This is a genomic window from Phycisphaeraceae bacterium (assembly GCA_019636655.1).
Taxonomy (GTDB): Bacteria; Planctomycetota; Phycisphaerae; order Phycisphaerales; family UBA1924; genus JAHBXB01.
Map to the genome: position 1 here is coordinate 1,038,203 of JAHBXB010000002.1, position 20,840 is coordinate 1,059,042.

Below are 20,840 nucleotides of genomic sequence, written 5' to 3' on the forward strand. Positions count from 1 at the left end.
GTCACGCCTTCCCCACATGGTCCGCGACCGCCGCGTACTCGCCGGCCGCGAGCGATTCCTGCTCGCCCGCGATTCCCGGGAGGAACCGCTGTCGGAACGTCTGCGGCCCGGCAACGTCGGACACCGTGAACCCGTGCTTCTGCATGAACCCGGCAAGGCCGTCCCGCGGAACACCCCACCGGAACTGCTCCTTGGACCGGCGCAGCAGCCGGTCGAGCCGGTGCGTCGCGCCGCGGAGCCCGGGCAGGCCGTCGTCCACGGGCTCGAGAAACGTGAACACGAGCCGAGTCCGCCGGTGCGTGAGCGAGGCGAGTTCCGCGAGCAGCTTCGTCACCTCGTCCGGCGCCAGGTACATCAGCAGTCCCTCGGCGATGTACACGGTGTCCAAGCCCGCCCGGTGCACCGGGCACGATGCGAGCGACGACGCCAGCGGGGACGAGCCGAAGTTCGCGGGGACCGCGGCGAGGTTGGGCGACGGCAGATCCTTCGAGAGCGCGCCGGCGAGCTTGATGCGCTGCGTCGGGGCTCGATCGATCTCGATGAAGACGACCTTCGGGTACTCGCGGTGCAGCCGCAGCGCGAGCATGTCGTACCCAGCGCCGAGCACGATGACCTGCCGGAAGCCATCGGCGATGGCCTGCCGCACCGCGGCCTCGATGTACTTCTTCCTCGCCGCGATGTGCAGCGACAGCCCGGGCAGCAGCCGCCGCTCGCGCCTCGCGGCGAGCCCACGGAACCACGGCTTGAAGCCGTTGGCCGCGACGATCTTGCCGGTCAGGCCGGTAAGGCGCAGGCAGTCAAGCGTCGGCGGGATCGCCTCCGGCGGCACGAGGCGCCCGAGCGTGGCGTCGCCGGCGAGGTAGACCGTCGCCGCGGCAACGTACCAGGCGGTTGAACTGGGTGGGCCGGGCTTCATGGGCAGGCGGGCATGGTACCTCGTCGCGGGCCGGAGCGCGCCGGCGCTCCCGACCCGTGCGTGCTACACGCCGACGCTCTGCCGGGCCCTGAGCATCAGGGTCTCGAATGTCCCGATCAACTCCGGCGAGTCGGGCGCGGCGTCCGGATCGGGCGGGCGCTTGGCGTACGACCCGTCGGGCCGGAGTTCCCACGCGGTGCGGCGGTCGTGGGCCATGACGTCGAAGATCTCCACCAGCCTGGCGCGGGGCTCGCGCCCGAGCACGGGGCAGGCCGACTCGACGCGGTTGTTCAGGTTGCGGTACATCCAGTCCGCGGAGGAGATGAACCACTCGCCGTCGACCGGGTCGGTCTTGCCCGCGCCGAAGTGGAAGATGCGCGAGTGCTCGAGGAAGCGGCCGACGACCGAGACGACTTTGATCGTCTCGGAGAGCCCCGGGACGCCCGGCCGCAGGCAGCAGAAGCCGCGGACATAGAGCGTGATCTCCACCCCCGCCTTCGAGGCCTCGTACAGCTTGGCCATGACGGTGCGGTCCTCCATCGCGTTCATCTTCGCGATGATGCGGCCGCCGACGGGCGAGGCGCCCCGCGCGTGGTCGCGTGCGATGGCGATCTCGCGGTCGATCAGCTCGAGGAACGTGGACTTCATCGTCACCGGCGCCACCAGCAGCGAGCGGTAGCGCGACTTGAGCGACCGCCCGGTAAGGAAGTTGAACAGGTCGACAACATCCTCGGTGATCGCCGGGTTCGCGGTGAAAACCGAGAGGTCGGTGTAGAGCTGGGCGGTCTTGGGGTGGTAGTTGCCGGTGCCCAGGTGGGCGTAGGCGCGGAGGACATTCGCGCCGGCCTCGTCGGTCTCGCGCCGGATGACCAGCGACGCCTTGCAGTGCGTCTTGAGACCAACGACGCCGTACGCGACGTGCGCGCCCGCCTTCTCGAGCATGCGGGCGAACCGCACGTTGGACTGCTCGTCGAACCGGGCCCGCAGCTCGACCAGGCACGCGACCTGTTTGCCCGCCTCGGCCGCGCGGATCAGGGACTGGACAAACGGGGAATCGCGGCTGGTGCGGTAGATCGTCTGCTTGATGGCCAGGACGTTGGGATCGCGGGCGGCCTCCGTCACGAACCGCTGGGCCGACGCCTCGAACGACTCGTAGGGATGGTGCACGAGCACATCGCCGTCGCGGATCACCGAGAAGATGTCGCGGTCCTTGTCCGCCAGCCGTACCGGCACGACGGGTCGCCATGGCTTGTTCTTGAGGTCCGGCCGGTCGAGGTCGGAGATGTCGTTGAGATCGTGGTAGTCGAGAGGGCCGGTGCGCTCCTCGACGTCCTCCGGTCCGATCTTGAGTTCCTCCAGCAGCGGCGTCAGGATGCGCCGCGACGGGGACGACGAGATCTCCAGGCGTACGGCCCGCGCAAAGCGGCGCTGCCGCAACTGGGCCTCGACCAGTTCGAGCAGGTTGTCCGAGTCGTCATCCTCCGCCTCGACCTCGGCGTTGCGCACCACTCGGAAGTGGGCGACCTCGACGATCTTCATCCCCGGGAACAGGTCGTCGAGGTTGTTGCGGATGATGTCGTGCAGGTGGACGAACCGCCACGAGGCCGCGCCGGGGGCAGCGCCCGCCTCCGCCTCTCCCTCGGGCACACGCACCCACTGCGAGAACATCCCCGGCACCTTCACGCGGGCGAACAGCGGCTCGGCGTGCTCGGACTCGGTCACCAGGACGGCGAGGTTCTCCGACTGGTTCGAGATGAACGGGAAGCGGTGGCCGGGGTCGACCGCGAGGGGCGTGAGGACCGGGAAGACCTCGCGGGCGAACCACGCGTCGATGCGACGGCGCTCATCGGGCGTCAGCTGCGAGTACTCGAGAAGGTGGATCCCTTCGTGCGCCAGAGCCGGACGGATGGAATCGCGGTAGATCCGGCTCTGCCACTGTTGCAGCTCGCTGGTCAGTCGCCGCACGCATTCGAGCAGCGGCGCCGTGGGCCATGGCTCGTAGTCCGAGGGCGGGAACTCGGTCCTGGCCCGGAGCCAGCCGATGCGCTTCATCACGAACTCGTCGAGGTTGTTCGAGAAGATCGAGAGGAACTTCACCCGCTCCAGCAGCGGCCGTCGCTCGTCCTCGGCCAGCGATAGGACCCGGCGGTTGAACTCCAGCCAGGCCAGGTCGCGGTTGAAGACGCGGGAGTCCGGCGTGACGTCCGGGCGGGCCACCGCGGCAGGGCCCGGCTGCTGCGGCGCCGCATCCGGCGGCGGCGACGGGCGTCCGTTGGCCGCCGCGCTGCGACCGGGATCCGCCGGGGGCGTCGCCGGGGCTGCGGTCGTCGTAGATTCGCCGGGCGATGACATGGATACCGTTCCTGATCGTCCCCGCACAGGGGCGGAGTGTGAAAACCTATCCGTGGTTCGTTCCGGCCACCGGCGTGGCGCGCGGGCGGTACACCGCCGCGCACCCGGGAGCCTCGGTGATGCGCACACTGGCGATCCGGACCGGCGGCGGCGAGGCCCCCTCTCGACTCTGACGCCCCAACCATCCGGCAAGACGGCGGGACATCTCGTCGCCGATGTGCCGCGCAACGAGTTCGGCGGACGGGTTCACCGAATCGAACGGCGGCACGCGCCCGAGATCGTTGTTCCGCATCGGCGAGACGATCTCGCCGAGCATGCCTTCGAGAACGTGGAAGTCCATAAGCAGGCCGTCGCCGTCGAGGGTGTCCCCCTCGGCCACCACCGTGACGTGCCAGTTGTGGCCGTGGATCGGCTCGCGGGCGCCCTGGATCATCAGCGCGTGCGCGGCGGCGAACGCGGTTTCGATCGACAGTTCGAACATCGTTCCACTATAGGGTTGCGGCCGGTCAGCCAAGGTCGGGCTCCGGGAGCGGGATCGGGCTCTGTGTCGGGGTTCTCGGCGCCGCCACTGGTCGCGGGGGATCTCGAAGAGCACCAGTTCGCCGCGGCCCATGCGTTCGTTCTCATCAACCTGCTCGAAGCCCGGGCCCCGCAGCGAGTAGCCGCACTTGCGGAGCACGCGGACCGACGCGTCGTGTCGCTCGAAGGTGTGGGCGATCACTCGTTCGACCGCCGGCGATTCGAACGCCCAGGCGGTCAGCGCCGCGGCGGCCTCGGTGGCGTAGCCGCGACCCTCGTGGGTGGGAACGACGGAGTAGCCGATCTCGACGGTTCCCGGACCGCCAACGGCGCCCGGCGCACCCTTGAACCCTCCGCTGCCGATGAGCAGGTCCGGTTCGGCGCGGAGCATGATGAACCACATGCCCCAGCCGCCCAGGCCGGGGTCGGACTCGTACATGCTGACCATGTAGGAGAACGCGTCCCGCAGGATCTCCGGTGGCCACGCGGGGTCGATGGCGGCGCCCAGGGCGCGGGCCAGGGTTTCGTTGCCCGCCGCGGCGGCGCGGGCCATCGCGAGGTCGGCGCCGATGATCCGGAGCCGGGATGTTGCGAGGGTCGGTGTCATGGGCGAGGGAGCGTAGTCGTGAGGAGTCTGGATCCGTCGCGTCGATGGGCCTACCAGCGCGATTCGACGGCGATTGTGGTGATCCCGGCGACATGGATCGTCTTTTCCGCGCTCGCGGCGCCGTGCACGACCGTGACGTCGCGAGGCCGGACACTCAGTTCGCGGGCCAGCAGGTCGCAGATCGCCTTGTTGGCCTTGCCGCCCTCGGGGGGCGCGGCGATCCGGACCTTGAGGCGGTCGCCGAGTCGGCCGGAGACCTGGTCCCGTGCGGCGCCCGGAACGGCCTTGACGGCGATCAGCACCCCGTCGGTCGCGTGCGGGGAGACCATTGGCACTTCGGGCTCCTGTCGATCCGCAGATCGTCGGCTTCTGAGCCGATGGAACGCTGCGAACGTCGAATGTACGCGCCGGTCGCGGCAAGGGGATTGCCGCGGATCGTGCGTGGATTAGAGTATGGGTGTACCCCCGGACCGGGGGATTATCGGGCGTTCGTGAACCCGCGGGGGGAATGCGGCCGTACGTGTGATGGGAGCCACCAGCCAGATGCGAAGCCAGCCTCGCCTTTCCAGACGGAGGATGCGTGTTCGAGCCGTCGGGGCGGCGGTGGCGGCGTGGTGCGCGGTGGCGGCGTCGGCATCGGGGCAACTCACCGAGTCGCAGGTGCTGGTGGTGTACGACAGCCGCGTGCCGGACTCGCTGGCGGTGGCGGAGTATTACGCCGGGTCGGCGAAGGTGCCGGGCGGAGCGGGAGGGGTGGTGGGTGCGCGGCCGCGGGTGATGGTGGTGAACCTGGCGAACCTGCCGGGAGCGGGGGTGGCGCCGGCGGTGCCGGACATCACGTACACGCAGTTCATCAACCAGTTCCGGGACCCGCTGCGGAACTACCTGGTCTCGAACAACCTGGCCGAGTCGGTGCGGTGCATCGTGCTGACGAAGGGGATCCCGCACCGGGTGCAGGACATCACGACGGCGGGGCTGGGGGATGATCCGGGGAGCGCGGGCACGGCGCTGGGAGCGCGGATGCTGACGTACTGCTCGGTGGACTCCGAGTTGACGCTGCTGCACCAGAACCTCAGCACGGGGACGGGGTCGCAGGTCGGGACGTTCGCGGCGGGGCTGGTGCGGAACCCGTACCACCGGATCACGCAGCCAATCGGCGGGTACCCGATGCGGTACATCCGGTCGGCGAAGTCGTTCGTGGATGCGGTGGGGTTCGGGAACGGGGTGATCTGGAGCGCCGCGAGCTCGCTGAACCAGTCGCAGCGGCTGACGCCGGGGGACTTCTACATGGTCTGCCGGCTCGACGGGAACTCGGTCAGCGATGTCAAGGCGTCGATCGACCGGGCGCAGGGGCCGTACTTCAACACGGAGACGGCGGGGATCGTGCTCGACGAGGGGGCGTCGAACGGCGTGGCGGATATCCCGAACTCGGAGCTGGACAACAGCGACACGTCGCCGCCGTCTGGGCTGTGGGCCGGGGACGACTACGAGTTGACGCGCGACGGGCTGCTGGCCGACGGCCGGTTTGCGCCCGGGAACGTGCGGTACAACGCGGCGGGCGGGGCGGCGAACTTCATCGTTGGGCCGCTGGTGTCGTTCGGCGGGGGCATCGTGTTCGGCGCGCCGCTGGTGCTGATCGCGTCGGAGGGGGCGAACCACGTGGGCGGGGTGCCGGGGACGGCGGGGACGCAGTACGCCACCTCGTTCAACTATGCGCCGGGGGCGGTGTTCAACACGATCGAGTCGTACAACGGGCGGGCGCTGGGCGGGCTGGGGCAGGTGCCGGGGATTCCGCAGCAGCAGGCGGCGGACTTCATCCAGGCCGGGGGGACGTTCGCGATCGGGCATGTGTGGGAGCCCTTTGCGTTCACGCTTGCGGACAATGCGGTCCTGGTGCCGGCGTTTCACCTGGGGCGGCTGACGTGGGCGGAGGCGGCGTACTCGGCGATCCCGTGCCTGTCGTGGCAGCACGTGGTGCTGGGCGATCCGCTGGCGCGGGCGCAGCGCAGCCGCGACGACCGCGACTCGGATGGGCAGGTGACGATCGACGACCTGTATTACTGGTCGGAGTCGCCATTTGACCTCAACCGCTCCGGGGCGGCGAACGGTGTGGACCGAGGGTTGATGGAGGACTCGCTGCGCGGCGGCGAGGGGGCGGTGCTGCAGGGGTCGCAGCGGAACTAGGTGCGATCGGGTTCAGGGGGAGGCTTCGAGGTCGTACTCCTGGCCGGGGAGGGCGGGGGGCAGGGAGACGCGCTCGCGGAGTGCGGCGAACTCGGTCTCGAGGAACTTGGGGTTGACCATCGAGGCGGCCAGTTCGTTGGCGCGGCGCTCGAGCGCGGCGACGATTTCCGGGTGCTGGGGGGCGACGTTGGTCTTCTCGTGCGGGTCGGCGGCGAGGTTGTAGAGTTCGGGGACTGAGGGGAGGGGGGTGCGCCAGACGAGTTTCCAGTCTCCCTGGCGGACGCCGGCGCGGAAGGGCTCGATGTTGTAGACGATCTCGGTGCGGGGCGAGGGCTTGCCCTCGCTGATGGTCGGCCAGACATCGAGGCCGTCGAGGGGTTTGCAGTTGGAGGTCGAGGCGCCGGCAAGGCGGGCGAGGGTGGGGTAGAGGTCGACGGCGTGGATCATGCCGTCGACTTCTTGGCTGGCCTTGATGTGGCCGGGCCAGTTGGCGAGGGCGCAGACGAGGGTGCCGCCCTCGTAGAGCGTTCCCTTGCCCTCGCGGTAGGGGCCGTTGTCGCAGGGGATGGTCATCTGCGAGACGTCGACTTCGCCGGCGAACATGGCGTTGCGGACGCCGCCGTTGTCGCTGTGGAAGAGGATGAGCGTGTTGTCGCGCATGCCCTTGGCCTCGAGGGCCGCGACGACGCGCCCGATCTGGTCGTCCATGGCGCTGACCATGCCGGCGTAGATCCGGCGCGTGGGCTCCTTGATGTCGGGGAAGCGGTCGATGTACTCCTGGGGGGCCTGGTAGGGGGAGTGCGGGGCGTTGAAGGTGAGGTAGAGGTAGAGGGGCGTGGCGGGGTCGTGCTCGGAGATGTGGCGGACGGCGTCGTCGCCGATCAGCGTGGTGGAGTATCCCTCTTCCTTGAGCGGTTCGTTGTTGCGGAACCAGTCGTTGATACCGCCCGACTCGTGCTTGAAGTAGTCGATCTCGCCGATGAGGGGGCCGTACTGGTAGTCGAAGCCGCGCTGGCGCGGCCAGGTGGCGCGGTCGGCGTGGCCGAGGTGCCACTTGCCGATGATGGCGGTCTCGTAGCCGGCGTCCTTGAGGGCCTGGGGGAGGAGCCACTCATCGGTGGGCAGGCCGTAGGTGTGGGTGCCGAGGATGACGGCGGTCTGGAGGCCGTAGCGGAAGGGGTACCGCCCGGTCATGAGGCAGGCGCGGGTCGGGGTGCACATCGGCTGGGCGTAGAACCGCCCGAGCGTGGCGCCGGTGGCGGCGAGGCGATCGATGTTGGGCGTCTTGATGTCGGAGCCGTGGTAGCCGACGTCCTTCCAGCCGAGGTCGTCGGCGACGATGTGGACGATGTGTGGGCGGGACGGGGCGTGCGGCGGAGGGGATTGGGCCTGTGCGGCGGTAACGAGGGTGAGTGCGGCGGCGAGCGCAAGAAACACCAGGGTCGGTCGCATCGATCGAGTCCTCATAAATGGGAAGCTGGATGTGAGCCGCATCGCGCCTTCGCTGTCTGCATGCTTGGGAGCGCGGGGGCTGGGCCAAGCGTAGCAGACGGCGTTCCCCTGCGCGAGCGGGGTCGGGTGGCGCTAGCCGGAGTCGAGGGCCGGGAGCGGTTCGGCGCTGGGGTTGGCGGCGATCGCCGCGCGCGGCAGGGGCGCGGGTGGGTGCGCTGGCGAAGGGTTGGGGCGAGAGTGCGCGGCGCGGGGGGCGGGTTCGGCGGGGGATGTCGTGTGGAGACGGGATGGAGTGGTGGTGGGAGTGGGAGGTTGGGGCGCGGTGAGTGGGGAGGGGGAGGATTCGGGGGTTGGAGTTGAGGGTGGGGTGGGGACTGGGCGGGTGGAGTAGGAGTAGCGGCGCGGGCCGGGGGTGAAGTTGGCGAGGCGAAGCAGGAGGGCGGCGGCGCGGCGGGCGGTTTCTCGGGAGCGGCGGCGGAGTTCGAAGCCGCGCTGGTCGCCGGGGCGGACGGGGAAGTGGGCTTCGTCTGCGTTGTGCTCGTCGATGGAGCGGCCCAGCGCGATGGTGGCCGCGGGGAGGAAGTTGGAGGCGACGATGCGGGTGCGGCGGGCGATGGTGGACTCGATGTGGTCGAGCCGTTCAGCGATCTCGGGCTCGGCGAACCAGAGGACGAGGGCTTCGACGGTGGTGTGGTGGAGGTCGGCGACGTCGCGGAGGGTGAGGGTGGGATCGGTGACGGAGTCGAGGATCTTGGCCGCGAGGTCGGGGGAGGGGTTGAAGGAGGGGAGGTTGAGCATGCCCCGTGCAGGATACGGGTTTTTGACGGTGTGTCAATAGGGTTTTGATAGGAATTTGAACAAAGCACTCAAATTGCGTTTGGAACTGAGGTTGCGCCGTGGTTGGCGGGAGGCCGACGCACCACGCTGGCCCATGCGGCTCCGGCGTTCAAAAAGAACCGCCGGGCGGTCAGGCCCGGCGGTTCTGCACGATTCCCCAAGGCAACCGTTAGCGGCGGCGGCGGGCGACCAGCAGGCCGCTCACACCCAGCAGCGCCACCGAGCCGGGCGCCGGCACCGTCGTCATGTTCAGGCTGAAGCCGTCGATCATCCCCGTGTCGCCGCCGACGTAGTCCGCGACGGTCAGCGTCCAGACTCCCGACGCGTTCACGCCGCCGAACGCGTCGTTCAGGCTCCCCTCGTAGGCGAGGAAGGTGCCGGAGGCGTTCGCGATCCCGGGGTAGGCGATGTCCGGGGCGTCGTACACCGACGTGCCCAGGTCGGAGAAGATCATGTACGAGGCGTCGATCTTGTCGCCGAAGTTGTCCGCCGAGAACCCGTAGTCATCGTCGACCCCGACGCCGGCGAACGCCAGCAGGTAGATCGACTGGCCGGTGGGGCTGGTCAGCGACACCAGCAGGTCCCCCTGCCAGCTGTGCGTGATCGCGATGCCGACGTTCAGCGAGCTGATGATGTCGCCGTTGACCGCGTCGCTGGGGACGTTCAGGGTGAGCGTCGCCCCGGTCGGGTCCGCATCGGGGATCGCCACCGCGTTCCCGAAGCCGTTGTTGTACTCGCCCGACGCCATGGCGCCGGTGGTCATCGCAAGGCCGGCGATCGTCGCGAGAGCAAGTGCACGCATCTTCATGGTCGGTTCTCCAGTTTTCCACGAGCGGGACGGACGACAGGCGTCCCCGGCTTCGTGGATGTTGAGCCGGGTTCGGCAGGCCAGGTTTCACGGATGGGCCGCACGCCCCACGAGCTTCCGTGCTCTCTCACTTCCCCCGTCACATGAGAATCTACCCCGGGGCCGGGGATCCGCCACGCTCCGGCCCTCGCCGCCCGCCCGACGCCCCCGCACATCCCGCACCGCCCCCACAGGCCGATGCATCCCTTTGGCGGGGGCCGACCTTATGGGCCCCCGAGCCCTGTGCCCGTTCCCGCTACCATTGCCGCCATGCCGGTCTTCCTGCGTTATCTGCTGCGCCTGGGCCCCACCAACCCCATCGCGGTGCGCCTGGTCCAGGGCGGCTCGCGCCGGACGCGGCACTTCTACATCCGGGCCGCCTACCTCGGGGTGCTGATCGCGGTCCTCTTATATGCCCTGCTGCTCCGCGCCTCGGGGAGCCTTGATTACCGCTCCCTCGCCGCGGCCGGTGCGTTTTCGTTCACGTTCGTTGCCTACCTGCAGATCGCTCTCATCGCGATCCTCGCCCCCGTCTTCATGGCCGGCGCGATCGCGCAGGAGGCGAGCCCGCGTACCTGGGACATCCTGCTCACCACCCCCCTCTCCGCCACGCAGGTGGTCCTGGGCAACCTGCTCGGGCGCCTGTTCTTCATCCTGGCCCTTCTCTTTTCCTCCCTCCCGCTCTTCGCCGTGACGCAGTACTTCGGCGGCGTGCCGGGCTCATCCATCTTCACGTCGTACCTCATCGCGGCGTGCGCCGCGACGTTCGTCGCCGCCGCCGCGGTCGCCCTCTCGGTCAGCCGGCTGGTCGGCAAGCGGGCGGTCTTCACGTTCTACGTCTCGATCGTGTCGTTCCTTGCGGTCACGTTCGCGATCGACCGCGTCGTCACCGCGGGGGGCGTGACGTACATGACGGCGATCAACCCCTTCCTCGCCCTCAACGCCCTGCTGGACCCCACCGGCTACCCCGCCGCCCAGGAGGGGTCGGTCGGCGGCCTGGCCCCGTTCATGCTGGAGGCCCCGGTCCGGGCGTTCTGCACGATCAGCGCCGGCCTCAGCGTCGCCCTCATCCTTGCCTCCATCTTGACGGTCCGCGCCGGCGGGCTCTCAACCTTCACTTCGGGCGCGAGCGGCGTGCCGTGGTACCGCAGCATGTTCGGCCTCGCTGCGAAGGGCGCCGAGCACCGGGCGCCGCGCAGCGTCTGGAACAACCCGATCATCTGGCGCGAGGCCGCCGCGAGGAACGCAACGCTCGGCCGCATGGTGGCCCGGTGGTCGTTCATCGCCATCGGCCTGCTCTTTGCCGTGGGCGTGGTCGTGTACTACCACACGGGGGCGATCTCCTCGATCACGTTCCGCCTGATCATCCTCTACGCAAGCGTCGGCGAGATCGCCGTGGTCTCACTCGTAGCGGTCAATATGGCCGCCACCAGCGTCACCCGCGAGCGGGAGGACGGCACGCTCGACCTGCTCCTCACCACTCCCATTACTCCCGGCGCGTACCTCGCCGGCAAACTCTCGGGCATGATCGCGTACCTCCTCCCGCTCCTGGCCGTTCCGGTCGGTACGCTCGCCCTCGCAGGTCTGTACACCGGGGGGGTGCTGGGCGGGCTCTGGCAGCGGAGCAGCGCGGGCGGCCCGGGCGTAACGATCCCCGCCACGGTGCCCGGCACGACCATCGTCTACCAGATTCCCGTGGTTCTTCCCGAGGCGTTCCTGGTGGTCGCGCTCGTCTCCGTCCCGTTCATCGCGTTCTGCGTGATGGTCGGTCTTCAGTGGTCTCTCAAGTCCAAGGGATCGCTCTCCTCGGTCGTCGCCACCGTCGGCGTCGTGGGCGTGATCGCGGGGATTGTCGGGCTCTGCTCCTGGCACGCGGGCCAGCAGGTTCCGCTCATCGGCCCCGCTCTTGCGGCGCTCAGCCCGGTGACGGCGGTCTTCGCCGTGGTCGAGCCCGAGAGCGCCCTGTACGTCACGCTGGTCGCCCAGTCCGGCCCGTCGACCGCCCGCGGCGGGCTGCTCATCGGCGCCCTCGTCGCCGCCGCGCTCTACTGCGCGATCGTGTACGGCATCCGGGCCAACATGGTGCGTACGTTCGACTTCACGGTCCGCAAACTCGCGGGCACGAAGTAGAGCGGTCTCCCCGCCTCTCCTCCCGGCGGCACGCTTACTGCGCCGGCGTGCACCGCTTCATCGCCCACTCCCGCAGCGCCGCCACGCTCTCGGCCATCGTCACCGAGAGCGGCGGCGATTCGGCGTACGCGCGCACCAGCGCCTCGCTCTCCAGCGTCCGATCCTCGCTCACGGCCTCGGTCAGCGCCGCGATGATCCCTTGCTCGATCTCGGCCCCCGAGTAGCCCGCGGTCGCCGCGACCAGCCGAGCCAGGTCCAGCTTCTCGGGGTCCTGCGACCGCTTGGCCAGGTGGATACGGAGCACCTGTTCCCGCGCCGCATCGCCCGGCAGGTCTACGAAGAAGATCTCGTCGAACCGCCCCTTGCGCAGCAGCTCCGGCGGGAGCGCCTCGATGTCGTTGGCCGTCGCGACCAGGAACACCGGTTCGGTCCGCTCCTGCATCCACGTCAGAAGCGAGCCGAAGAGCCGCTTGCTGAGCCCGCCATCGGTCGAGTGCGACGCGGCGGAGGCGAAGGCCTTCTCGATCTCGTCGATCCACAGCACCATTGGGGACATCGCTCCCGCCTGCTTGAGCGCCTCGCGCAGCCTCCGCTCGGATTCGCCCACGTACCGGTCGTACAGAGCCCCCGCGTCCAGCCGCAGCAGCGGCCGCTTCCACGCCGATGCGATTGCCTTCGCGCACAGGCTCTTGCCCGATCCCTGCACACCCAGCAGCAGCACGCCCCGCGGCGGGCTCACTCCCATCGCCGCGCCCTCGCCCGCCGCGGCCTTCTCCCGCAGCCGCAGCCACCGCTTCAGGCGGTCCAGCCCGCCGATCTGCGACAGGTCCGAGGGCGTCTGGATGTACTCGAGCAGGCCGCCGCCCGCGATCATCCGTCGCTTGGACGCAAGGATCCCGTCGAGATCTCCGGCGTCGAACACGCGGTCCGTCGCCACCGTTTCGACCATCACCTGCCGGGCCTGCCTCCGGCTCAGGCCGCGGAGGTTCTTGATGACCGTCGCGACCTCGGCGCGGGAGATGCTGACGCGGATCGGTCCGGATCGGTTCACGCCGCGGAGCGCCTCTTTCAGGATCTCCTCCAGCTCCGCTTCGCCGGGCATGGTGAGATCGAACCGCGTGGACTCGGCCTCCACCACCGCCGGCGCCTCTTCGCTGTGGTCGATCATCACCAGCGAGTTGTGGACGCCCAGGTCCCCCATTTCCCGCCAGCGGGCCACCAGTTCGCGCCAGGCCCGCAGGGTGCGGTCGTCCCGCAGGTGCGGGCCAAGGTCGAGCATCACCGCCAGCGTCGGAGTGTCGCGGAGACCCAGGCGATACAGGGCCGCGGCGGGGTTCTCCGAACCGGTCTCCTTCACGCGGCCCGCGACCAGCCCATCCTCCAGCCCGCGAACGCTCGACCAGAGCAGCAGTTCCCGGCCCGCATCGAGCGCCATGTCCCGCACCGCCCGCAGCGCCTCGTGCTCCTCGAAAGTCACGATCCGGATGCACCGGTGGTGGGCCCGGACCAGGGCGCCGAGCCGCGCGGCGTCTGATTCGAGGCGGTCCGGATCAGCGCGTTGGTCGGCCATGATCGCGATCTCCCTCGGCACACACGGGCGCCCGCTGCAGTCTATCGTGCGCTGCCCGATTCGGGCTGGACGCAACTTCGGCATCGTCGCGCCGTATCGCCTGCATGGGACCATCCCCGCTTCCATTCCTGCTCGCCGCCGCGGCGCTCGCCCTCGCCGGGGTGGCGGTCATCCTGTGGTGGCTGCTGCTCGCGGATCGGCGCGGACGCAGGCTGCGGCGGTGTCCCGGGTGCTGGTACGACCTTTCGGACACCCCCGGTCTGACCTGCCCCGAGTGCGGCCGCACGGCCAAATCCGAGCGGGCGACCCATCGGCGGCACCGGCGGCGCCGCTGGCTTGTTCTCGCGCTCGTGCTGCTTGCGGCGGCCCTGGCGCTCGCGCTGGTGCCGCGGGTGCGTGCCCGCGGCTGGTACGGCCTCGTCCCGACCACAGCGCTCATCGCCGCGATCCCGTATGTGGATCCGCCGCCGAGCCACTTCCAGAACGAGTTGTATGAGCGGCTTGACGAGGGGCCCATTCCCATCTGGCAGCGTCGCTACCTCTTCGGTCGGTGTGATGCGGTGCTGCGTGAATCGCAGGACTCCAACACCCGGATCCATGCGCTGCGGGTCATCGAGCACATCGCCTGGCGCCACGGGCATTCGGGCCGGCCCACGCACGAGGCCTCCGAAGCGGGTCCGATTCTGGCTCGCGTCATCGCCGAGGACTCCGCGGTCGCCGTCCGCGGCTTCGCCGCCGGCATCATCTCGACGTGCGAGGCTGAGCCAGCGGTCGCTGTTCCGGCGCTGGCGAGGTGCGTGGAGTCGGATCCGGACGGCTCCGTGCGGCGCAGCGCCGTCCGGTCGCTAACCCACTATCACGAGCACGCCGCCGCGGCGGTTCCCGCCGTGCTCGCGTGCATAGCGTTTCAAGGTACGCCGTACCTCGAGCGCGACGCCACCGCCCTGCTCGGCCGGATCGGTCCTGATCCTGGCGGTGCCGCTCTCGCGGCGCTCCGCTCGCGGCTTGGCAGCGAAGATGCTGAAGTTCGGGGCGCCGCGGCGACCGCGATCGGCCGGTTCGCGGGCGAGGGTCGGCCGGCCATTCCGGATCTCGTGGCGGCGCTGCGCGATCCCGACTCCGGCGTCCGCAAGTTCAGCGCCCAGGCCCTGGAGAAGGTTGGTGAGGCGGATCTGCGGGTCATCGAGGCGCTGCTCGACACGCTCTATGACGGAGCGGATCACGTGCGGTACCAGGCGCTGATCTCGCTGCTGGTGCTCACCCGCGGTGAGCCACCGGCTCTTGACCGAATCGCTACGCGGATGGACACCTGGCAACCGTCGGCCTCACGGGCCGGCGTGCTGCTGGCTCATGGCGCCGGCGCGCGGGTGGCGGGGCTCGAGCGTTACGTGGCCGATTCGCTCCGCGAGGCAGATACCAGCAACCCACGCGCTTGGGAGGCGCGGTTCGACAGTTTCAAGTTTCTTTGCGAAGTGGGCTACGCGGACACCTCGCTGCTGGGGCTTATCGAACCGCGCACACGCGACCCGGTCGATCGGGTGCAGGTCTGGGCCGTGCTGCTGACCGCCCAACTCCAAGGCGATCGCGTCGCGGCGGTCCCGCGGCTGGTCGAGATCATCCGGCGCAACCTGAACCCCGCGAAGTTCTATCCGCGTGGCGACGCGGCCGAGGCCCTGGCCCTCATCGGGCCGCCCGCCGCGGCGGCTGATCCAGAGGTGATCGGGCTGCTCGAATCGATGCTCAAGGAAGACGCGTGGCACTCGCGCGAGGGCGCCCGCAAGGCCCTTCGCGCGATCACCGGTCGGGACTACGGTCAGCCCGGCGAACCGGAGCCCTAGAACACCTTGCGCAGGCGGGCGCTGGGGATCCCCAGTTGATCGCGGTACTTCGCCACCGTCCGGCGCGCGATCTCGATGCCCCGCTTCTTGACCTCTTCGGCCAGGGCCTCGTCCGAAAGCGGGCTCTTCTTGTCCTCCGCGTCGATGACCTCCTTGAGCGCGGCCTTCACCGCGTCCCACGAGACCTCCTCGCCGCTCTCGGTCTGCGTGCCGCCCGTGAAGAAGCCGCGGAGCGGGACCACGCCCCGCGGCGTCATCAGGTGCTTCTCGGCCACGGCTCTCGACACCGTCGCCACGTGCACGCCGAGTTGCTCGGCCACCTGCGTCATCGGCAGCGGCCGCAGGCTCTGGGGCCCGAAGTCGAAGTAGTCGCGCTGGGCATCCACGACGACGCTGATCACCCGTAGCAGGGTCCGCTTGCGCTGCTCCACCGCGTCGATCAGCCACGAGGCGTTCGAGAGGTTCTTGCGGAGGAACTCCTTGGTCTCCTTGGGGGCCTCGCGTTCCTTCGCGAGCTTTGCGTATTCCTGGTTGATCCGCAGGGCGGGCAGGCGCGTCTCGTTGAGGTAGGCGATGTAGCGGTCCTGTTCCTCGTCGTACTCGACGATCGCGTCCGGGATCAGCAGGCTCGGCGATTCTGGAGCGAGCCGCCGGCCCGGCGCCAGGCTCAGCACGCCCATCCGCTCCACCGCCCGCTTCACCTCGTCGATCGACAGTCCCGTCTTCTCCGAGATCTTCGGGAGACGGTTCTGGGCCAGATCGTCCAGGTGATCCGCGATGAGCCTGCGCACCACCGCCCACTCCGCCGCGCGGGTCGGGCTTTGCTCGACCATCGCGTCCACCTGCAGGAGCAGGCACTCCCGGACGTCCCGGGCCCCGATCCCCGCCGGCTCGAGCAGCAGTTGCACCGCTGTCAGCGCCCGCTCCATCTGCTCCGGAGTAGGCGGGCCGCCGGCCTCCGCATCGCGTGAAGCGAGCGACGGCGTCTTGTCCACGACGGATTCCAGGGGGGTTCGCAGGTAGCCGTCGTCCTCGATGAACCCGATGATCGCCTCGCCTAAGTCCCGCAGCGACTCGTCCACCTCGCTCATCCGCCACTGCTCGACGAGCTGCTCGGTCATCGACGCGGCGCGGGCGGCGGTGTTCGCCATCGCATCGGACTTGGCGTCGCGTTCCCCATCCAGCCGCGCCGAGGCGTGCTGCGGGAGGAAGTCTTCGCGGCGGTCCGACGGCGTTAGAGCGGGCGGGGCCTCGTCCTGCCACAGTTCCGGGTTCGCCTCGCCGAAGGAATCGAGCCGCTCGAAGTCCTCGTTCCCGGCAGAGTCTCCCAGTTCGAGCGGCCGCTCGTTCTCGATCGCGTCCAGGTCGGCCTCATTGGGGCCATCCGCCGGGGCGTCCGCCCCCTCGACGATCTCGGCGCCCGGTTCGACCGCCTCCAGCGTCGGGTTGGCTTCGAGTTCCTGCTCGATCCGTTCCTCCAGCTGCAGGAGCGGCATCTGGAGGATCTCCATCGACTGGATCATCCTCGGCGCCAGCTTCATCTGCTGGCTCATCCGCATGTGCTGTGAGGTATCGAAACGCATCGGGAACTGTCCACCTCCTTGCAGCCCTTCCCCCGGGCCCTGCACAGACCACATGTCACATCGGCCGTCGGCCCTCGATCGCATCCGCCAGCACGGCCTTGTTCGCGAACTCCAACTGCGACCCGGTCGGCAGGCCACGGGCCAGCCGCGTGACTTTCACCGCCCGCTTGCCAAGTTCCTCGGCCAGGTACAGGGCCGTTCCATCGGCCTCCAGGGTCGGGTTGAGCCCGAGGATCACCTCGCGGACCGCCACGCCGCCGCAGTTGATGCCCGGCTCGTCGATGCGCCGCAGCAAGTCGGCGACCGTGAGATCGCCGGGCCCCACGCCGTCCATCGGGCTCATCCGTCCCATGAGCACGTGGTACACGCCGCGGTACATCCCCGTCTGCTCCAGCGAGATCAGGTCCTTCGGCTGCTCGACGACCATGACCAGCCCGGCATCGCGGGCCCGGGCGGCGCCCGCCGCGGCGGCGCAGATGCCGCACAGGCCGCGATCCGCATCGCCCTCCGCATCCGCCAGGTTGAAGCACACCGCGCAGTGACGCACACGCAGCTTGACGTCCTCGATCGCACGGGACAGGGCCAGCGCCTCGGGCTTGTCGGCCTTCAGGACGTGGAACGCCAGGCGCTCGGCGCTGCGGCGACCGATCCCCGGCAGCCGCGCGAACTCCTCGATCAGCCGCTCCACGGTCCCGGGATAGGCCGTCGCCGCGGGCTTGCCGCTGCCGCCCGAGCGCACCAGGATCGGGGAGTCCCCGCCGGATTCGGGTTTGGCATCAGGCTTGCTCACGCGCTCATCCTACCCCCGTACTATGTGGCTCGATGCCGAGCCCAGCTCCACAGACCGCCGCGTCCCCGCCCTCGCCTCCGGCCCGGCGTCCCGGGTGGGTGAGGTGGGTTGTCGTGGCTGTCGTGATCGCCGCCGCGTGGGTCTTCTTTGACGCGTTTGTACGCGACAACGTGTTCCCCAAGAACTTCGCCGTGGTCGAGGAGAACCAGATCTATCGCTCCGCCGCCCTGACGCCCGCGGCGACCCGCAAGGTCCACGACCAGTACCACATCAAGACCATCATCGACCTGGGCGCGTACGACAAGGATCCCGAGGGCGAGCGCCTCGCCCAGCGCACCGCCGAGGCCCTGGGCATCACGCGGCATGTCTTCCGCCTCGAGGGCGACGGCACCGGAAACCCGAACTACTACGTCCTTGCCGAGCGGCTGCTCGAGGACCCGGACAACCGGCCGGTCCTTGTCCATTGCTCCGCCGGAGCCCAGCGCACCACGGCGTGCATCGCTCTTCACCAGTACATCAGCGAGGGCAAGCCGTGGATCGACGAACTCCCCAGGGCCCGCCGGTTCGGGCACGATCCCGGCCGTAATCCGAGGCTGAAGCCGTACCTGGAGCAGTGGGCGGAGAAGATCAAGGCGGCGGTACTCTCGGGCGGATCCGTCGCCGGCGCCGACCCGCTCCCGTCGCCGCCGACCCGACCGTAACATCATCCTCCGATGCCGCAGCAGGATTCTCACGCGATCCGTCCGCGCTGGCACCTCGTGATCACCCTTGCGGTGTGCGCGATCCTCTACTTCCCATTCCTCGGTGTCGCCGGGTTCAGCGGGACCGAGGGGCACCGCGTCGTCCCTGCGTGGACGATGCTCGAGTCCGGCAACATCTGGCGGCTCGAGATGTTCGGCGCCCCGTACGTCCGAAAGCCGCCGGGCATGCCGTGGTGCATCGCATCGTCGTCCGCGGTGCTGGGCGAGACCGAGTTCGCGGCGAGGGCGGTATCGGCGGTAAGCCAGACGCTCATGGCGGTTCTGGCTGTCGTGTTTGCGGGACGCTGGTTCGGCCGCCAGTGGGGGCTCGCCGCGGGGCTGGCCCAGGCTCTCTTGCTCTGGCAACTCCCAAGCGCCCGGTCGGCCGAGATCGAATCGCTCAACAACCTCTTTACCCAGGCCGCCGCGTTTCTGGTCATCGACCTGCTGATTCCGGGCCGCAGCCGATCGTCCCTGCTCACGATCTTCGGACCGGACCTGCTTGCGGTGTCCATCGTGGGGATGCTCCTCGCCAAGGCCCCCGCCGGCGTGCCCGTTGTCGCCGCGTGCATCGCGGCGCCGTGCCTGGCGCTGCGATCCGTGCGGCCGCTCGCGTCGTTCGCGCTCTGGTCCCGTCTTCTTGTCAGCGCCGCGCTCACCTATGTCCTGCTGCGGCCGTTCGCCGCCGAGCTGAACGAGCCCAACGCGGTTCCCAACGCGGTCCAGGACCTGATCTGGTCCCGCGAGAGCGTGGCGGGGCTCGCCGCGATCATTCCCACCGTTTTTGCGGCTTCGCTCCCGATCTCTCTGGCGCTCGTGTTCCCGTGGGGGCCCGATGCCCGGCGCGAGGGCGAGCAGTGCACCGATCCTGTCTTCCGGCGCGGGTTTCTCATCGCCCGATCGCTCGCCTTTGCCTGGGTGCTCTCGCTGCTGGTGCTGATCGCCGCGGGAGTCGGCGTGCTCCGCTATGCCATGCCCACGGGCGTCCTGCTGCCGCCGATCGTCGCGTACGTGTACCGGGCCTGGCGCGATCCGGTGGTCGGCATGTCGCCCAAGCGGATCGCGTGGGCGAGGATGCTGTTCCTGCGCCGACCCTTCGTGTGGCCCGTGCTGCTCCTGGTTGGAGCGGCGACCTATCTGTGGTACTTCGAGATCCGGCGGATCGAACGATCCGGGCGAGAGGCGGGCATCCGCCTCGCCGAGGCCATCCCCGATGGTGCGGTCGTCTGGAGCCAGGGCATCATCGACGCGCGGCCCGACATCATCCTCTACGCCCAGCGAGCGGCGCGGGAGCACGAACGCACGTTCACGCCGCTGTGGAAGCGGGCCGACATGTACCGCGGCGAACTCCCTCCGCCGGGCGCCTACGTGCTCCTGAGGACCGACCCCGGATCGTCGGAGGCGCACACGCTCTACCACGATGCCATCGACGCCGGCCGGCTCCGGGAGGTCGCCACCGGGCGCGCATATCCCGACATCTCGGGTGATCGGTACAAGGTTCAGTTCGCGCTCTACAGGGTCACCGCCCCGGGCGAGCCGTAGCAGCGGCTATCGATGGAACGCGCCGCGGAGCCGTCGCACGCCCGCTTCGCGCGGATCGGGCAGGTCCTCGACCGGCCGGATCGGGCGGAGTTCCGCGAGTTCAAACAGGGATGTCAGTTCCGATGGTGTCAGCGGCCACGGCGGCGCATCCTCCACTTGATCAAGCGGCACCGAATCTTCCCGTCCGCGCGAGATCGCCAGCACCGTGCCTCGCAGCGAGCAGAGCGAGGCGATGCCGCGGGCCGCTTCCTCGCGACGGCTCGGAGGGAGCGACTGCAGCGTGTACACCTCTACAACAAGGTCGAACCGGTGCCGGAGCCGCGCCGGCAGGTCCAGCAGGTCCGCCACGAACAGCGACGGCGCCGCCGCCGGGAAGCGCCGGCGCGACCACTCCACCGCGGTGCTCGAGACATCGAACCCGCACGCGTCGTACCCGCGGCTGCACAGCTCGCCGACATCATCACCCAGCCCGCACCCGACTACCGCAACACGAGCCCCCGGCCGCACCAAACCCGGGGCGGTCACATTGAGCCAGCCGACGAGCAGCGGGTTGGGGCATGTATCGGCCCACGGGATCGCGCTCGCCTCGCCGTTGGCCGAGGCGTAGATCCGCTCGAACCACTCGGCCGGTGCGGTAGCGCCCGAAGCGAACGTCGCGGATTCTGTGGCGAGAGACATGTTCAAGCCTCCTGACGGCCACCGAAGAGCGGCCGCCGGTTCCCCTCCCCCGCCTCGCGAGGGCCGGCACAGTGAAGAATGCCGGGGGAATGCCGAACCGGACCGGCAGGTAACCAGCCCGCACAATGGTACCACACCTTTTCAAAAGAAGCGCCCGCGTGTTTCCACGCGGGCGCTCGGGGATCAGTCATGTGTCCCGGCGAAGTCGCCGGGAGGAGACGACCTTATGGGCAACCAAGGTTGCCCGGGGTGGTC

16 protein-coding genes are annotated in these 20,840 nt (G+C 69.5%); 5 read left to right on the forward strand and 11 right to left on the reverse strand.

The annotated features are described in order from the left end of the window. Nucleotide 1: 1 nt before the first annotated feature. The 4 genes from KF745_09845 to KF745_09860 form a co-directional block, all read right to left on the reverse strand. The gene (locus tag KF745_09845; protein MBX3358719.1) at nucleotides 2-916 is read right to left on the reverse strand and encodes an SAM-dependent methyltransferase; all 915 of its coding nucleotides are present in this window, start codon (nucleotides 914-916) and stop codon (nucleotides 2-4) included. 63 nt (nucleotides 917-979) lie between these two features. Next, nucleotides 980-3,268: a polyphosphate kinase 1 gene (ppk1, locus tag KF745_09850; GenBank protein ID MBX3358720.1), complete on the reverse strand. Its 2,289-nt coding sequence runs from the start codon at nucleotides 3,266-3,268 to the stop codon at nucleotides 980-982. 46 nt (nucleotides 3,269-3,314) lie between these two features. Then, complete coding sequence (locus tag KF745_09855; protein MBX3358721.1) at nucleotides 3,315-4,394, reverse strand: GNAT family N-acetyltransferase; 1,080 nt, start codon at nucleotides 4,392-4,394, stop codon at nucleotides 3,315-3,317. Between the two features lie 50 nt (nucleotides 4,395-4,444). Then, nucleotides 4,445-4,729 (reverse strand): DUF167 domain-containing protein, encoded by a 285-nt coding sequence (locus KF745_09860; protein MBX3358722.1) that lies wholly within the window; start codon nucleotides 4,727-4,729, stop codon nucleotides 4,445-4,447. Nucleotides 4,730-4,970: 241 nt separating this feature from the next. Here KF745_09860 and KF745_09865 point away from each other — a divergent pair, with 241 nt between their 5' ends. Continuing rightward, nucleotides 4,971-6,578, forward strand: coding sequence for a hypothetical protein (locus KF745_09865; GenBank protein MBX3358723.1), 1,608 nt, complete (start codon nucleotides 4,971-4,973; stop codon nucleotides 6,576-6,578). Between the two features lie 12 nt (nucleotides 6,579-6,590). On the opposite strand, the gene KF745_09870 is transcribed toward KF745_09865, so the two are convergent. The 3 genes from KF745_09870 to KF745_09880 all read right to left on the reverse strand — a co-directional run bounded on the left by KF745_09870 (nucleotide 6,591) and on the right by KF745_09880 (nucleotide 9,675). Continuing rightward, nucleotides 6,591-8,030 (reverse strand): arylsulfatase, encoded by a 1,440-nt coding sequence (locus KF745_09870; protein ID MBX3358724.1) that lies wholly within the window; start codon nucleotides 8,028-8,030, stop codon nucleotides 6,591-6,593. Nucleotides 8,031-8,162: 132 nt separating this feature from the next. Further along, on the reverse strand, nucleotides 8,163-8,828 hold the full coding sequence (locus KF745_09875; GenBank protein MBX3358725.1) for a hypothetical protein: 666 nt from the start codon (nucleotides 8,826-8,828) through the stop codon (nucleotides 8,163-8,165). Nucleotides 8,829-9,036: 208 nt separating this feature from the next. Continuing rightward, a complete protein-coding gene (locus tag KF745_09880) occupies nucleotides 9,037-9,675 on the reverse strand; it encodes a proprotein convertase P-domain-containing protein (protein ID MBX3358726.1) in 639 nt (212 codons plus the stop codon). 309 nt (nucleotides 9,676-9,984) lie between these two features. Between KF745_09880 and KF745_09885 the strand changes: the two genes are divergently transcribed. After that, nucleotides 9,985-11,844 (forward strand): ABC transporter permease subunit, encoded by a 1,860-nt coding sequence (locus KF745_09885; protein ID MBX3358727.1) that lies wholly within the window; start codon nucleotides 9,985-9,987, stop codon nucleotides 11,842-11,844. A 34-nt stretch (nucleotides 11,845-11,878) separates the two neighbouring features. Here KF745_09885 and KF745_09890 read toward each other — a convergent pair whose 3' ends face one another. Continuing rightward, entirely contained in the window at nucleotides 11,879-13,414 is a 1,536-nt protein-coding gene (locus KF745_09890; protein ID MBX3358728.1) for an AAA family ATPase, read from the reverse strand. Between the two features lie 104 nt (nucleotides 13,415-13,518). On the opposite strand from KF745_09890, the gene KF745_09895 reads away from it, so the two are divergent. Then, complete coding sequence (locus tag KF745_09895; protein MBX3358729.1) at nucleotides 13,519-15,252, forward strand: HEAT repeat domain-containing protein; 1,734 nt, start codon at nucleotides 13,519-13,521, stop codon at nucleotides 15,250-15,252. Here KF745_09895 and rpoN read toward each other — a convergent pair. Both rpoN and recR read right to left on the reverse strand, forming a co-directional pair. Beyond that, a complete protein-coding gene (gene rpoN / locus KF745_09900) occupies nucleotides 15,249-16,835 on the reverse strand; it encodes an RNA polymerase factor sigma-54 (protein MBX3358730.1) in 1,587 nt (528 codons plus the stop codon). The two genes, KF745_09895 and rpoN, sit on opposite strands and share 4 nt — an antisense overlap. Nucleotides 16,836-16,890: 55 nt before the next feature. Then, on the reverse strand, nucleotides 16,891-17,625 hold the full coding sequence (recR, locus tag KF745_09905) for a recombination mediator RecR (protein MBX3358731.1): 735 nt from the start codon (nucleotides 17,623-17,625) through the stop codon (nucleotides 16,891-16,893). Between the two features lie 32 nt (nucleotides 17,626-17,657). Between recR and KF745_09910 the strand changes: the two genes are divergently transcribed. Together KF745_09910 and KF745_09915 are read left to right on the forward strand one after the other, a co-directional pair. Beyond that, entirely contained in the window at nucleotides 17,658-18,326 is a 669-nt protein-coding gene (locus KF745_09910) for a tyrosine-protein phosphatase (protein ID MBX3358732.1), read from the forward strand. A gap of 12 nt (nucleotides 18,327-18,338) precedes the next feature. Continuing rightward, nucleotides 18,339-19,907 (forward strand): glycosyltransferase family 39 protein, encoded by a 1,569-nt coding sequence (locus tag KF745_09915; protein ID MBX3358733.1) that lies wholly within the window; start codon nucleotides 18,339-18,341, stop codon nucleotides 19,905-19,907. 6 nt (nucleotides 19,908-19,913) lie between these two features. On the opposite strand, the gene KF745_09920 is transcribed toward KF745_09915, so the two are convergent. Beyond that, nucleotides 19,914-20,585 (reverse strand): class I SAM-dependent methyltransferase, encoded by a 672-nt coding sequence (locus KF745_09920; protein MBX3358734.1) that lies wholly within the window; start codon nucleotides 20,583-20,585, stop codon nucleotides 19,914-19,916. Nucleotides 20,586-20,840: the final 255 nt, after the last annotated feature.

Coding starts and splice junctions, on each gene's coding strand:
- KF745_09845 (MBX3358719.1), bottom strand. CDS start 916: ATGAAGCCCGGCCCACCCAGTTCAACCGCCTGGTACGTTGCCGCGGCG.
- ppk1 (MBX3358720.1), bottom strand. CDS start 3,268: ATGTCATCGCCCGGCGAATCTACGACGACCGCAGCCCCGGCGACGCCC.
- KF745_09855 (MBX3358721.1), bottom strand. CDS start 4,394: ATGACACCGACCCTCGCAACATCCCGGCTCCGGATCATCGGCGCCGAC.
- KF745_09865 (MBX3358723.1), top strand. CDS start 4,971: ATGCGTGTTCGAGCCGTCGGGGCGGCGGTGGCGGCGTGGTGCGCGGTG.
- KF745_09870 (MBX3358724.1), bottom strand. CDS start 8,030: ATGCGACCGACCCTGGTGTTTCTTGCGCTCGCCGCCGCACTCACCCTC.
- KF745_09875 (MBX3358725.1), bottom strand. CDS start 8,828: ATGCTCAACCTCCCCTCCTTCAACCCCTCCCCCGACCTCGCGGCCAAG.
- KF745_09880 (MBX3358726.1), bottom strand. CDS start 9,675: ATGAAGATGCGTGCACTTGCTCTCGCGACGATCGCCGGCCTTGCGATG.
- KF745_09885 (MBX3358727.1), top strand. CDS start 9,985: ATGCCGGTCTTCCTGCGTTATCTGCTGCGCCTGGGCCCCACCAACCCC.
- KF745_09890 (MBX3358728.1), bottom strand. CDS start 13,414: ATGGCCGACCAACGCGCTGATCCGGACCGCCTCGAATCAGACGCCGCG.
- KF745_09895 (MBX3358729.1), top strand. CDS start 13,519: ATGGGACCATCCCCGCTTCCATTCCTGCTCGCCGCCGCGGCGCTCGCC.
- rpoN (MBX3358730.1), bottom strand. CDS start 16,835: ATGCGTTTCGATACCTCACAGCACATGCGGATGAGCCAGCAGATGAAG.
- KF745_09910 (MBX3358732.1), top strand. CDS start 17,658: ATGCCGAGCCCAGCTCCACAGACCGCCGCGTCCCCGCCCTCGCCTCCG.
- KF745_09915 (MBX3358733.1), top strand. CDS start 18,339: ATGCCGCAGCAGGATTCTCACGCGATCCGTCCGCGCTGGCACCTCGTG.
- KF745_09920 (MBX3358734.1), bottom strand. CDS start 20,585: ATGTCTCTCGCCACAGAATCCGCGACGTTCGCTTCGGGCGCTACCGCA.